Consider the following 13335-nt stretch of genomic DNA (forward strand, 5'->3'; position numbering starts at 1 on the left):
CCCATGCCGAACTCAGAAGTGAAACGCCGTAGCGCCGATGGTAGTGTGGGGTCTCCCCATGCGAGAGTAGGGAACTGCCAGGCATCAAATTTAGCAGAAGGCTCAGTCGGAAGACTGGGCCTTTTTGCGTTTCTACAAACTCTTCCTGTCATCATATCTACAAGCCATCCCCCCGCAGATACGGTAAACTAGCCTCGTTTTTGCATCAGGAAAGCAGCTATGAACCACTCCTTAAAACCCTGGAACACATTTGGCATTGATCATAATGCTCAGCACATTGTATGTGCCGAAGACGAACAACAACTACTCAATGCCTGGCAGCATGCAACCGCAGAAGGACAACACGTTCTTATTCTGGGTGAAGGAAGTAATGTACTTTTTCTGGAAGACTATCGCGGCACGGTGATCATCAACCGGATCAAAGGTATCGAAATTCATGATGAACCTGATGCGTGGTATTTACATGTAGGAGCCGGAGAAAACTGGCATCGCCTGGTAAAATACACTTTGCAGGAAGGTATGCCTGGTCTGGAAAATCTGGCATTAATTCCTGGTTGTGTCGGCTCATCACCTATCCAGAATATTGGTGCTTATGGCGTAGAATTACAGCGAGTTTGCGCTTATGTTGACTGTGTTGAACTGGCGACAGGCAAGCAGGTGCGCTTAACTGCCAAAGAGTGCCGTTTTGGCTATCGCGACAGTATTTTTAAACATGAATACCAGGACCGCTTCGCCATTGTAGCCGTAGGTCTGCGTCTGCCAAAAGAGTGGCAACCTGTACTAACGTATGGTGACTTAACTCGTCTGGATCCTACAACAGTAACGCCACAGCAAGTATTTAATGCGGTGTGTCATATGCGCACCACCAAACTCCCTGATCCAAAAGTGAATGGCAATGCCGGTAGTTTCTTCAAAAACCCTGTTGTATCTGCCGAAACGGCTAAAGCATTACTGGCACAATTTCCAACAGCACCAAATTATCCCCAGGCAGATGGTTCAGTAAAACTGGCAGCAGGTTGGCTTATCGATCAGTGCCAGCTAAAAGGGATGCAAATGGGTGGGGCTGCGGTGCACCGTCAACAGGCGTTAGTTCTCATTAATGAAGACAATGCAAAAAGCGAAGATGTGGTGCAACTGGCACATTATGTAAGACAAAAAGTGGGTGAAAAATTTAATGTCTGGCTTGAGCCCGAAGTTCGCTTTATTGGTGCATCAGGCGAAGTTAGCGCAGTGGAGACGATTTCATGAAGGATAATACCGTTCCGCTGAAATTAATCGCGCTGTTAGCGAATGGCGAATTTCACTCTGGTGAGCAGTTGGGTGAAACGTTAGGAATGAGCCGGGCGGCTATTAATAAACACATTCAGACACTGCGTGACTGGGGCGTTGATGTCTTTACCGTTCCGGGTAAAGGATACAGCCTGCCTGAGCCTATCCAGTTACTTAATGCTGAACAGATATTGGGTCAGCTGGATGGCGGTAGCGTAACTGTGCTGCCCGTTATTGACTCCACGAACCAGTACCTTCTTGATCGTATCGGAGAGCTTAAATCGGGCGATGCCTGCGTTGCAGAATACCAGCAGGCTGGCCGTGGTCGCCGGGGTCGGAAATGGTTTTCGCCTTTTGGCGCAAACTTATATTTGTCGATGTTCTGGCGTCTGGAACAAGGCCCGGCGGCGGCGATTGGTTTAAGTCTGGTTATCGGTATCGTGATGGCGGAAGTATTACGCAAGCTGGGTGCAGATAAAGTTCGTGTTAAATGGCCTAATGACCTCTATCTGCAGGATCGTAAGCTGGCAGGCATTCTTGTGGAGCTGACTGGTAAAACCGGCGATGCGGCGCAAATAGTCATTGGAGCCGGGATCAACATGGCAATGCGTCGTGTTGAAGAGAGTGTCGTTAATCAGGGGTGGATCACGCTGCAGGAAGCGGGGATCAATCTCGATCGTAATACGTTGGCGGCCATGCTCATACGTGAATTACGCGCGGCGCTGGAACTCTTCGAGCAAGAAGGATTGGCACCTTATCTTTCGCGCTGGGAAAAGCTGGATAATTTTATTAATCGCCCAGTGAAACTTATCATTGGTGATAAAGAAATATTTGGCATTTCACGCGGAATAGACAAACAGGGCGCTTTATTGCTTGAGCAGGATGGAATAATAAAACCCTGGATGGGCGGTGAAATATCCCTGCGTAGTGCGGAAAAATAAGATAGGGGAGCATTAGCTCCCCTGAAAATTATTTGCGTAGTCTGACCTCTTCTACCGCATGATTAGCACTTTTCGTCAGGATTAAACTGGCGCGCTCGCGAGTAGGTAGAATATTTTGCTTTAAGTTCAGCCAGTTGATCTCTTTCCACAACGTCATGGCAGTATTAATCGCTTCTTCTTTAGTTAATTTCGCGTAGTTATGAAAATAGGAATCCGGGTCTGTAAAAGCCCCTTCGCGGAATTTCAGGAAACGGTTGATATACCACGTCTGAAGTAAGTCTTCCGGTGCATCAACATATATCGAAAAATCGACAAAATCAGAAACAAATACATGATGTGGATCGTGTGGATAATCCATTCCGCTCTGTAAGACATTTAACCCTTCAAGAATTAAAATATCAGGCTGAACAACCGTTTTATCTCCATCCGGGATCACATCATAAATAAGATGCGAGTAAACAGGTGCTGTAACGTTTGGCACGCCGGATTTGAGATCGGAAACAAACTTCACCAGGCGATGCATATCATACGATTCCGGGAAGCCTTTCTTCTTCATCAGACCACGTTCTTTCAGTACCTGATTAGGGTGAAGGAAGCCATCAGTCGTGATCAGTTCAACACGACGATGTTCCGGCCAACGGCTTAATAGCGCCTGCAATACACGGGCGGTTGTACTTTTCCCCACCGCGACACTACCAGCAATACTGATAATGTAAGGAATGCGTTGCCCGTTGGTACCAAGAAACTGTTCCAGAACTGCCTGACGGCGCAGATTCGAGCTTATATAGAAGTTCAGCAAACGTGACAGAGGTAAATAGATCTCGGCAACTTCTTCTAACGAGAGATCTTCATTAATACCTTTGAGACGGGCGATCTCATCTTCCGATAACGTCATAGGTACGGAATCACGCAGAGCTGCCCACTGGTTGCGGTCAAACTGTAGGTAAGGCGTCATTAACGTTTGCTCTTTTATACTCATAAGCATGTTTCTGGCGGTCATAGCTCTATCGGCAAAGCGATATTTGCCATGGCGCGTCACAGTTCTGTTGAATGGGTTAATGGGCAGGAGGGTAACACCAGATGGGGAGGAATAATAAGAAAAAATCTCTCCCAGGAAGCTATCGTTGAAAAGCAATGTGACAGATATTCCATCTGATAAAAAGAATTATGGTTTAGCAGGAGCGCATTGTTGAGCACAATAATGTTGAAAAAGTGTGCTAATCTGCCCTCCGTTCGGCTGTTTCTTCATCGTGCCGCATAAAATGTGACCAATAAAACAAATTATGCAATTTTTTAGTTGCATGAACTCGCATGTCTCCATAGAATGCGCGCTACTTGATGCCGACTTAGCTCAGTAGGTAGAGCAACTGACTTGTAATCAGTAGGTCACCAGTTCGATTCCGGTAGTCGGCACCATCAAGTCCGGTGGGGTTCCCGAGCGGCCAAAGGGAGCAGACTGTAAATCTGCCGTCACAGACTTCGAAGGTTCGAATCCTTCCCCCACCACCAATTTCGGCCACGCGATGGCGTAGCCCGAGACGATAAGTTCGCTTACCGGCTCGAATAAAGAGAGCTTCTCTCGATATTCAGTGCAGAATGAAAATCAGGTAGCCGAGTTCCAGGATGCGGGCATCGTATAATGGCTATTACCTCAGCCTTCCAAGCTGATGATGCGGGTTCGATTCCCGCTGCCCGCTCCAAGATGTGCTGATATAGCTCAGTTGGTAGAGCGCACCCTTGGTAAGGGTGAGGTCGGCAGTTCGAATCTGCCTATCAGCACCACTTCTTTTCTCCTTCCTGTTTTTTCCTTCTGTTTATTGCATTCAACAAGTCGGGCATGTTGCCTGGTTGATGTGGTGATATCACCGATTTATCCGTGTCTTAGAGGGACAATCGATGTCTAAAGAAAAGTTTGAACGTACAAAACCGCACGTTAACGTCGGTACTATCGGCCACGTTGACCATGGTAAAACAACGCTGACCGCTGCAATCACTACCGTACTGGCTAAAACCTACGGCGGTGCTGCTCGCGCATTCGACCAGATCGATAACGCGCCGGAAGAAAAAGCTCGTGGTATCACCATCAACACTTCTCACGTTGAATACGACACCCCGACCCGTCACTACGCACACGTAGACTGCCCGGGGCACGCCGACTATGTTAAAAACATGATCACCGGTGCTGCTCAGATGGACGGCGCGATCCTGGTAGTTGCTGCGACTGACGGCCCGATGCCGCAGACTCGTGAGCACATCCTGCTGGGTCGTCAGGTAGGCGTTCCGTATATCATCGTGTTCCTGAACAAATGCGACATGGTTGATGACGAAGAGCTGCTGGAACTGGTTGAAATGGAAGTTCGTGAACTTCTGTCTCAGTACGACTTCCCGGGCGACGACACTCCGATCGTTCGTGGTTCTGCTCTGAAAGCGCTGGAAGGCGACGCAGAGTGGGAAGCGAAAATCCTGGAACTGGCTGGCTTCCTGGATTCTTACATTCCGGAACCAGAGCGTGCGATTGACAAGCCGTTCCTGCTGCCGATCGAAGACGTATTCTCCATCTCCGGTCGTGGTACCGTTGTTACCGGTCGTGTAGAACGCGGTATCATCAAAGTTGGTGAAGAAGTTGAAATCGTTGGTATCAAAGAGACTCAGAAGTCTACCTGTACTGGCGTTGAAATGTTCCGCAAACTGCTGGACGAAGGCCGTGCTGGTGAGAACGTAGGTGTTCTGCTGCGTGGTATCAAACGTGAAGAAATCGAACGTGGTCAGGTACTGGCTAAGCCGGGCACCATCAAGCCGCACACCAAGTTCGAATCTGAAGTGTACATTCTGTCCAAAGATGAAGGCGGCCGTCATACTCCGTTCTTCAAAGGCTACCGTCCGCAGTTCTACTTCCGTACTACTGACGTGACTGGTACCATCGAACTGCCGGAAGGCGTAGAGATGGTAATGCCGGGCGACAACATCAAAATGGTTGTTACCCTGATCCACCCGATCGCGATGGACGACGGTCTGCGTTTCGCAATCCGTGAAGGCGGCCGTACCGTTGGCGCGGGCGTTGTAGCAAAAGTTCTGAGCTAATTGCCGATAACATTTGACGCAATGCGCACTAAAAGGGCATCATTTGATGCCCTTTTTGCACGCTTTCGTACCAGAACCTGGCTCATCAGTGATTTTCTTTGTCATAATCATTGCTGAGACAGGCTCTGTTGAGGGCGTATAATCCGAAAAGCTAATACGCGTTTCGATTTGGTTTGCCTCGCGATCGCGGGGTGAAAATGTTTGTAGAATACTTCTGACAGGTTGGTTTATGAGTGCGAATACCGAAGCTCAAGGAAGCGGGCGCGGCCTGGAAGCGATGAAGTGGGTCGTTGTGGTGGCATTGCTCCTGGTGGCGATTGTCGGCAACTACCTTTATCGCGACATTATGCTGCCGCTGCGTGCGCTGGCCGTAGTAATTCTGATTGCTGCAGCGGGTGGTGTCGCGCTGTTAACGACAAAAGGTAAAGCTACCGTTGCTTTTGCCCGTGAAGCGCGTACCGAAGTCCGTAAGGTCATTTGGCCGACTCGCCAGGAAACATTGCACACCACGCTGATTGTGGCTGCGGTTACCGCAGTAATGTCACTGATCCTGTGGGGACTGGATGGTATTCTGGTTCGCCTGGTATCCTTTATCACTGGCCTGAGGTTCTGAGATGTCTGAAGCTCCTAAAAAGCGCTGGTACGTCGTTCAGGCGTTTTCCGGTTTTGAAGGCCGCGTAGCAACGTCGCTACGTGAGCATATCAAATTACACAACATGGAAGATTTGTTTGGTGAAGTCATGGTACCAACCGAAGAAGTGGTTGAAATCCGTGGCGGTCAGCGTCGCAAAAGCGAACGTAAATTCTTCCCTGGCTACGTCCTCGTTCAGATGGTGATGAACGACGCGAGCTGGCACCTGGTGCGCAGCGTACCGCGTGTGATGGGCTTCATCGGCGGTACTTCCGATCGTCCTGCGCCAATCAGCGATAAAGAAGTCGATGCGATTATGAACCGCCTGCAGCAGGTTGGTGATAAGCCGCGTCCGAAAACGTTGTTTGAACCGGGTGAAATGGTCCGTGTTAATGATGGTCCGTTCGCTGACTTCAACGGTGTTGTTGAAGAAGTGGATTACGAGAAATCTCGTCTGAAAGTGTCTGTTTCTATCTTCGGTCGTGCGACCCCAGTAGAGCTGGACTTCAGCCAGGTTGAAAAAGCCTAACCCAGCGATCAAAAAAGCGGCGATTTAATCGTTGCACAAGGCGCGAGATTGGAATACAATTTCGCGCCTTTTGTTTTTATGGGCCTTGCCCGTAAAACTATTTTTTATATCACGGGGAGCCTCTCAGAGGCGTTATTACCCAACTTGAGGAATTTATAATGGCTAAGAAAGTACAAGCCTATGTCAAGCTGCAGGTTGCAGCTGGTATGGCTAACCCGAGTCCGCCAGTAGGTCCGGCTCTGGGTCAGCAGGGCGTAAACATCATGGAATTCTGCAAAGCGTTCAACGCAAAAACTGATTCCATCGAAAAAGGTCTGCCGATTCCGGTAGTAATCACCGTTTACGCTGACCGTTCTTTCACTTTCGTTACCAAGACTCCGCCGGCAGCAGTTCTGCTGAAAAAAGCGGCTGGTATCAAGTCTGGTTCCGGTAAGCCGAACAAAGACAAAGTGGGTAAAATTTCCCGCGCTCAGCTGCAGGAAATCGCGCAGACCAAAGCTGCCGACATGACTGGTGCCGACATTGAAGCGATGACTCGCTCCATCGAAGGTACTGCACGTTCCATGGGCCTGGTAGTGGAGGACTAAGAAATGGCTAAACTGACCAAGCGCATGCGTGTTATCCGCGAGAAAGTTGATGCAACCAAACAGTACGACATCAACGAAGCTATCGCTCTGCTGAAAGAGCTGGCGACTGCTAAATTCGTAGAAAGCGTGGACGTAGCTGTTAACCTCGGCATCGACGCTCGTAAATCTGACCAGAACGTACGTGGTGCAACTGTACTGCCGCACGGTACTGGCCGTTCCGTTCGCGTAGCTGTATTTACCCAGGGTGCAAACGCTGAAGCTGCTAAAGCTGCAGGTGCTGAACTGGTAGGTATGGAAGATCTGGCTGACCAGATCAAGAAAGGCGAAATGAACTTTGACGTTGTTATTGCTTCTCCGGACGCAATGCGCGTTGTTGGCCAGCTGGGCCAGGTTCTGGGGCCGCGCGGCCTGATGCCAAACCCGAAAGTGGGTACTGTAACGCCGAACGTTGCTGAAGCGGTTAAAAACGCTAAAGCTGGCCAGGTTCGTTACCGTAACGACAAAAACGGCATCATCCACACCACCATCGGTAAAGTGGACTTTGACGCTGACAAACTGAAAGAAAACCTGGAAGCTCTGCTGGTTGCGCTGAAAAAAGCAAAACCGACTCAGGCGAAAGGCGTGTACATCAAGAAAGTTAGCATCTCCACCACCATGGGTGCAGGTGTTGCAGTTGACCAGGCTGGCCTGAGCGCTTCTGTAAACTAATGCCTTTACGTGGGCGGTGATTTTGTCTACAATCTTACCCCCACGTATGCTAACGAAAGTTAGCAGCTAAAAAGATTTGTTCGTTGGAGCCTGGCCTATCCAGGCCTCCGTCGAAGACCGCAGGAGTTTCGCAAGAAACTTAATCCCCTGCGTAGACGGTGACAGAACGCTAAGATTATTCTTTTATATTCTGGCTTGTTTCTGCTCACCGTAATTAAGACGCTCTCTCCGTTTGGAGGAGTGAAGTGAGTTCCAGAGATTTTCTCTGGCAAACATCCAGGAGCAAAGCTAATGGCTTTAAATCTTCAAGACAAACAAGCGATTGTTGCTGAAGTCAGCGAAGTAGCCAAAGGCGCGCTGTCTGCAGTAGTTGCGGATTCCCGTGGCGTAACTGTAGATAAAATGACTGAACTGCGTAAAGCAGGTCGCGAAGCTGGCGTATACATGCGTGTTGTTCGTAACACCCTGCTGCGCCGTGCTGTTGAAGGTACTCCGTTCGAGTGCCTGAAAGACGCGTTTGTTGGTCCGACCCTGATTGCATACTCTATGGAACACCCGGGCGCTGCTGCTCGTCTGTTCAAAGAGTTCGCGAAAGCGAATGCAAAATTTGAGGTCAAAGCCGCTGCCTTTGAAGGTGAGCTGATCCCGGCGTCTCAGATCGACCGCCTGGCAACTCTGCCGACCTACGAAGAAGCAATTGCACGCCTGATGGCAACCATGAAAGAAGCTTCGGCTGGCAAACTGGTTCGTACTCTGGCTGCTGTACGCGATGCGAAAGAAGCTGCTTAATCGCAGTTATCTTTTTAACGCATTCGCTTACGTATAAACTTATTCTGATATTCAGGAACAATTTAAATGTCTATCACTAAAGATCAAATCATTGAAGCAGTTGCAGCTATGTCTGTAATGGACGTTGTAGAACTGATCTCTGCAATGGAAGAAAAATTCGGTGTTTCCGCTGCTGCTGCTGTAGCTGTAGCTGCTGGCCCGGTTGAAGCTGCTGAAGAAAAAACTGAATTCGACGTAATTCTGAAAGCTGCTGGCGCTAACAAAGTTGCTGTTATCAAAGCAGTACGTGGCGCAACTGGCCTGGGTCTGAAAGAAGCTAAAGACCTGGTAGAATCTGCACCGGCTGCTCTGAAAGAAGGCGTGAGCAAAGACGACGCAGAAGCACTGAAAAAAGCTCTGGAAGAAGCTGGCGCTGAAGTTGAAGTTAAATAAGCCAACCCTTCCGGTTGCAGCCTGAGAAATCAGGCTGATGGCTGGTGACTTTTTAGTCACCAGCCTTTTTGCGCTGTAAGGCGCCAGTAGCGTTTCACACTGTTTGACTACTGCTGTGCCTTTCAATGCTTGTTTCTATCGACGACTTAATATACTGCGACAGGACGTCCGTTCTGTGTAAATCGCAATGAAATGGTTTAAGCGTGATAGCAACAGGCATTGCGGAAAGTGTTCCATTTTCCGGTCAACAAAATAGTGTTGCACAAACTGTCCGCTCAATGGACAGATGGGTCGACTTGTCAGCGAGCTGAGGAACCCTATGGTTTACTCCTATACCGAGAAAAAACGTATTCGTAAGGATTTTGGTAAACGTCCACAAGTTCTGGATGTACCTTATCTCCTTTCTATCCAGCTTGACTCGTTTCAGAAATTTATCGAGCAAGATCCTGAAGGGCAGTATGGTCTGGAAGCTGCTTTCCGTTCCGTATTCCCGATTCAGAGCTACAGCGGTAATTCCGAGCTGCAATACGTCAGCTACCGCCTTGGCGAACCGGTGTTTGACGTCCAGGAATGTCAAATCCGTGGCGTGACCTATTCCGCACCGCTGCGCGTTAAACTGCGTCTGGTGATCTATGAGCGCGAAGCGCCGGAAGGCACCGTAAAAGACATTAAAGAACAAGAAGTCTACATGGGCGAAATTCCGCTCATGACAGACAACGGTACCTTTGTTATCAACGGTACTGAGCGTGTTATCGTTTCCCAGCTGCACCGTAGTCCGGGCGTCTTCTTTGACTCCGACAAAGGTAAAACCCACTCTTCGGGTAAAGTGCTGTATAACGCGCGTATCATCCCTTACCGTGGTTCCTGGCTGGACTTCGAATTCGATCCGAAGGACAACCTGTTCGTACGTATTGACCGTCGCCGTAAACTGCCTGCGACCATCATTCTGCGTGCCCTGAACTACACCACAGAGCAGATCCTCGACCTGTTCTTTGAAAAAGTTATCTTTGAAATCCGTGATAACAAGCTGCAGATGGAACTGGTGCCGGAACGCCTGCGTGGTGAAACCGCATCTTTCGACATCGAAGCTAACGGTAAAGTGTACGTAGAAAAAGGCCGCCGTATCACTGCGCGCCACATTCGCCAGCTGGAAAAAGACGACGTCAAACTGATCGAAGTCCCGGTTGAGTACATCGCAGGTAAAGTGGTTGCTAAAGACTATATTGATGAGTCTACCGGCGAGCTGATCTGTGCTGCGAACATGGAGCTGAGCCTGGATCTGCTGGCTAAGCTGAGCCAGTCTGGTCACAAGCGTATCGAAACGCTGTTCACCAACGATCTGGATCACGGCCCATATATCTCTGAAACCTTACGTGTCGACCCAACTAACGACCGTCTGAGCGCACTGGTAGAAATCTACCGCATGATGCGTCCTGGCGAGCCGCCGACTCGTGAAGCAGCTGAAAGCCTGTTCGAGAACCTGTTCTTCTCCGAAGACCGTTATGACTTGTCTGCGGTTGGTCGTATGAAGTTCAACCGTTCTCTGCTGCGCGAAGAAATCGAAGGTTCCGGTATCCTGAGCAAAGACGACATCATTGATGTTATGAAAAAGCTCATCGATATCCGTAACGGTAAAGGCGAAGTCGATGATATCGACCACCTCGGCAACCGTCGTATCCGTTCCGTTGGTGAAATGGCGGAAAACCAGTTCCGTGTTGGCCTGGTACGTGTAGAGCGTGCGGTGAAAGAGCGTCTGTCTCTGGGCGATCTGGATACCCTGATGCCTCAGGATATGATCAACGCCAAGCCGATTTCCGCAGCAGTGAAAGAGTTCTTCGGTTCCAGCCAGCTGTCTCAGTTTATGGACCAGAACAACCCGCTGTCTGAGATTACGCACAAACGTCGTATCTCCGCACTCGGCCCAGGCGGTCTGACCCGTGAACGTGCAGGCTTCGAAGTTCGAGACGTACACCCGACTCACTACGGTCGCGTATGTCCAATCGAAACCCCTGAAGGTCCGAACATCGGTCTGATCAACTCTCTGTCCGTGTACGCACAGACTAACGAATACGGCTTCCTTGAGACTCCGTATCGTAAAGTGACCGACGGTGTTGTAACTGACGAAATTCACTACCTGTCTGCTATCGAAGAAGGCAACTACGTTATCGCCCAGGCGAACTCCAACCTGGATGAAGAAGGCCACTTCGTAGAAGACCTGGTAACTTGCCGTAGCAAAGGCGAATCCAGCTTGTTCAGCCGCGACCAGGTTGACTACATGGACGTATCCACCCAGCAGGTGGTATCCGTCGGTGCGTCCCTGATCCCGTTCCTTGAACACGATGACGCCAACCGTGCATTGATGGGTGCGAACATGCAACGTCAGGCCGTTCCGACTCTGCGCGCTGATAAGCCGCTGGTTGGTACGGGTATGGAACGTGCTGTTGCCGTTGACTCCGGTGTAACTGCGGTTGCTAAACGTGGTGGTGTCGTTCAGTACGTGGATGCTTCCCGTATCGTTATCAAAGTTAACGAAGACGAGATGTATCCGGGTGAAGCAGGTATCGACATCTACAACCTGACCAAATACACCCGTTCTAACCAGAACACCTGTATCAACCAGATGCCGTGTGTGTCTCTGGGTGAACCGGTAGAACGAGGCGACGTGCTGGCAGACGGTCCGTCCACCGACCTCGGTGAACTGGCGCTTGGTCAGAACATGCGCGTAGCGTTCATGCCGTGGAATGGTTACAACTTCGAAGACTCCATCCTCGTATCCGAGCGTGTTGTTCAGGAAGACCGTTTCACCACCATCCACATTCAGGAACTGGCGTGTGTGTCCCGTGACACCAAGCTGGGGCCGGAAGAGATCACCGCTGACATTCCGAACGTGGGTGAAGCTGCGCTCTCCAAACTGGATGAATCCGGTATCGTTTACATTGGTGCGGAAGTGACCGGTGGCGACATTCTGGTTGGTAAGGTAACGCCGAAAGGTGAAACTCAACTGACCCCAGAAGAAAAACTGCTGCGTGCGATCTTCGGTGAGAAAGCGTCTGACGTTAAAGACTCTTCTCTGCGCGTACCAAACGGTGTATCCGGTACGGTTATCGACGTTCAGGTCTTTACTCGCGATGGCGTAGAAAAAGACAAACGTGCGCTGGAAATCGAAGAAATGCAGCTCAAACAGGCGAAGAAAGACCTGTCTGAAGAACTGCAGATCCTCGAAGCGGGTCTGTTCAGCCGTATCCGTGCTGTGCTGGTAGCCGGTGGCGTTGAAGCTGAGAAGCTCGACAAACTGCCGCGCGATCGCTGGCTGGAGCTGGGCCTGACCGACGAAGAGAAACAAAATCAGCTGGAACAGCTGGCTGAGCAGTATGACGAACTGAAACACGAGTTCGAGAAGAAACTCGAAGCGAAACGCCGCAAAATCACCCAGGGCGACGATCTGGCACCGGGCGTGCTGAAGATTGTTAAGGTATATCTGGCGGTTAAACGCCGTATCCAGCCTGGTGACAAGATGGCAGGTCGTCACGGTAACAAGGGTGTAATTTCTAAGATCAACCCGATCGAAGATATGCCTTACGATGAAAACGGTACGCCGGTAGACATCGTACTGAACCCGCTGGGCGTACCGTCTCGTATGAACATCGGTCAGATCCTCGAAACCCACCTGGGTATGGCTGCGAAAGGTATCGGCGACAAGATCAACGCCATGCTGAAACAGCAGCAAGAAGTCGCGAAACTGCGCGAATTCATCCAGCGTGCGTACGATCTGGGCGCTGACGTTCGTCAGAAAGTTGACCTGAGTACCTTCAGCGATGAAGAAGTTATGCGTCTGGCTGAAAACCTGCGCAAAGGTATGCCAATCGCAACGCCGGTGTTCGACGGTGCGAAAGAAGCAGAAATTAAAGAGCTGCTGAAACTTGGCGACCTGCCGACTTCTGGTCAGATCCGCCTGTACGACGGTCGCACTGGTGAACAGTTCGAACGTCCGGTAACCGTTGGTTACATGTACATGCTGAAACTGAACCACCTGGTCGACGACAAGATGCACGCGCGTTCCACCGGTTCTTACAGCCTGGTTACTCAGCAGCCGCTGGGTGGTAAGGCACAGTTCGGTGGTCAGCGTTTCGGGGAGATGGAAGTGTGGGCGCTGGAAGCATACGGCGCAGCATACACCCTGCAGGAAATGCTCACCGTTAAGTCTGATGACGTGAACGGTCGTACTAAGATGTATAAAAACATCGTGGACGGCAACCATCAGATGGAGCCGGGCATGCCAGAATCCTTCAACGTATTGTTGAAAGAGATTCGTTCGCTGGGTATCAACATCGAACTGGAAGACGAGTAATTCTCGCTCAAACAGGTCAC

Annotated in this window: 11 protein-coding genes and 4 tRNA genes; 14 read left to right on the forward strand and 1 reads right to left on the reverse strand. The window is 50.2% G+C overall.

Annotated features, from left to right (window positions below; all coding sequences use genetic code 11):
* The first annotated feature begins 219 nt into the window (after positions 1-219).
* Both murB and birA read left to right on the forward strand, forming a co-directional pair.
* A complete protein-coding gene (gene murB, locus G434_RS08430; protein ID WP_001016652.1) occupies positions 220-1248 on the forward strand; it encodes a UDP-N-acetylmuramate dehydrogenase in 1029 nt (342 codons plus the stop codon).
* On the forward strand, positions 1245-2210 hold the full coding sequence (gene birA / locus G434_RS08425; protein ID WP_000654618.1) for a bifunctional biotin--[acetyl-CoA-carboxylase] ligase/biotin operon repressor BirA: 966 nt from the start codon (positions 1245-1247) through the stop codon (positions 2208-2210). The genes murB and birA overlap by 4 nt, the downstream gene beginning before the upstream one ends.
* 28 nt (positions 2211-2238) lie before the next feature.
* Here the strand turns inward: birA and coaA are convergent, their stop codons facing one another.
* On the reverse strand, positions 2239-3189 hold the full coding sequence (gene coaA / locus G434_RS08420; protein ID WP_000023085.1) for a type I pantothenate kinase: 951 nt from the start codon (positions 3187-3189) through the stop codon (positions 2239-2241).
* 361 nt (positions 3190-3550) lie between these two features.
* Here coaA and G434_RS08415 point away from each other — a divergent pair.
* From G434_RS08415 to rpoB, 12 genes are all read left to right on the forward strand, one after another.
* A tRNA-Thr gene (locus G434_RS08415) sits at positions 3551-3626 on the forward strand.
* 8 nt (positions 3627-3634) lie between these two features.
* A tRNA-Tyr gene (locus tag G434_RS08410) sits at positions 3635-3719 on the forward strand.
* A gap of 116 nt (positions 3720-3835) precedes the next feature.
* Positions 3836-3910 (forward strand) — tRNA-Gly (locus tag G434_RS08405).
* Positions 3911-3916: 6 nt separating this feature from the next.
* Positions 3917-3992 (forward strand) — tRNA-Thr (locus G434_RS08400).
* 114 nt (positions 3993-4106) lie between these two features.
* Complete coding sequence (gene tuf, locus G434_RS08395; protein ID WP_000031784.1) at positions 4107-5291, forward strand: elongation factor Tu; 1185 nt, start codon at positions 4107-4109, stop codon at positions 5289-5291.
* A 229-nt stretch (positions 5292-5520) separates the two neighbouring features.
* On the forward strand, positions 5521-5904 hold the full coding sequence (secE, locus tag G434_RS08390; RefSeq protein ID WP_001275702.1) for a preprotein translocase subunit SecE: 384 nt from the start codon (positions 5521-5523) through the stop codon (positions 5902-5904).
* A 1-nt stretch (position 5905) separates the two neighbouring features.
* On the forward strand, positions 5906-6451 hold the full coding sequence (gene nusG / locus G434_RS08385; RefSeq protein ID WP_001287516.1) for a transcription termination/antitermination protein NusG: 546 nt from the start codon (positions 5906-5908) through the stop codon (positions 6449-6451).
* A 158-nt stretch (positions 6452-6609) separates the two neighbouring features.
* On the forward strand, positions 6610-7038 hold the full coding sequence (gene rplK, locus G434_RS08380) for a 50S ribosomal protein L11 (RefSeq protein WP_001085926.1): 429 nt from the start codon (positions 6610-6612) through the stop codon (positions 7036-7038).
* 3 nt (positions 7039-7041) lie between these two features.
* Positions 7042-7746 carry a 50S ribosomal protein L1 gene (gene rplA, locus G434_RS08375; protein WP_001096684.1) on the forward strand — a complete coding sequence of 235 codons (705 nt, stop codon included), beginning with the start codon at positions 7042-7044 and terminating at the stop codon, positions 7744-7746.
* Between the two features lie 291 nt (positions 7747-8037).
* Positions 8038-8535 carry a 50S ribosomal protein L10 gene (gene rplJ / locus G434_RS08370; protein WP_001207201.1) on the forward strand — a complete coding sequence of 166 codons (498 nt, stop codon included), beginning with the start codon at positions 8038-8040 and terminating at the stop codon, positions 8533-8535.
* A gap of 66 nt (positions 8536-8601) precedes the next feature.
* Positions 8602-8967: a 50S ribosomal protein L7/L12 gene (gene rplL, locus G434_RS08365; protein ID WP_000028878.1), complete on the forward strand. Its 366-nt coding sequence runs from the start codon at positions 8602-8604 to the stop codon at positions 8965-8967.
* A 319-nt stretch (positions 8968-9286) separates the two neighbouring features.
* The gene (rpoB, locus tag G434_RS08360; RefSeq protein WP_000263098.1) at positions 9287-13315 is read left to right on the forward strand and encodes a DNA-directed RNA polymerase subunit beta; all 4029 of its coding nucleotides are present in this window, start codon (positions 9287-9289) and stop codon (positions 13313-13315) included.
* The last annotated feature ends 20 nt before the right edge of the window (positions 13316-13335 follow it).

This window comes from Escherichia sp. KTE172 (genome assembly GCF_000408845.1).
Lineage (GTDB): Bacteria > Pseudomonadota > Gammaproteobacteria > Enterobacterales > Enterobacteriaceae > Escherichia > Escherichia coli.

Bases quoted from the DNA above. Each gene is read 5' to 3' on its own strand.
- murB (WP_001016652.1), top strand. From the start codon at position 220: ATGAACCACTCCTTAAAACCCTGGAACACATTTGGCATTGATCATAAT.
- birA (WP_000654618.1), top strand. From the start codon at position 1,245: ATGAAGGATAATACCGTTCCGCTGAAATTAATCGCGCTGTTAGCGAAT.
- coaA (WP_000023085.1), bottom strand. From the start codon at position 3,189: ATGAGTATAAAAGAGCAAACGTTAATGACGCCTTACCTACAGTTTGAC.
- tuf (WP_000031784.1), top strand. From the start codon at position 4,107: ATGTCTAAAGAAAAGTTTGAACGTACAAAACCGCACGTTAACGTCGGT.
- secE (WP_001275702.1), top strand. From the start codon at position 5,521: ATGAGTGCGAATACCGAAGCTCAAGGAAGCGGGCGCGGCCTGGAAGCG.
- nusG (WP_001287516.1), top strand. From the start codon at position 5,906: ATGTCTGAAGCTCCTAAAAAGCGCTGGTACGTCGTTCAGGCGTTTTCC.
- rplK (WP_001085926.1), top strand. From the start codon at position 6,610: ATGGCTAAGAAAGTACAAGCCTATGTCAAGCTGCAGGTTGCAGCTGGT.
- rplA (WP_001096684.1), top strand. From the start codon at position 7,042: ATGGCTAAACTGACCAAGCGCATGCGTGTTATCCGCGAGAAAGTTGAT.
- rplJ (WP_001207201.1), top strand. From the start codon at position 8,038: ATGGCTTTAAATCTTCAAGACAAACAAGCGATTGTTGCTGAAGTCAGC.
- rplL (WP_000028878.1), top strand. From the start codon at position 8,602: ATGTCTATCACTAAAGATCAAATCATTGAAGCAGTTGCAGCTATGTCT.
- rpoB (WP_000263098.1), top strand. From the start codon at position 9,287: ATGGTTTACTCCTATACCGAGAAAAAACGTATTCGTAAGGATTTTGGT.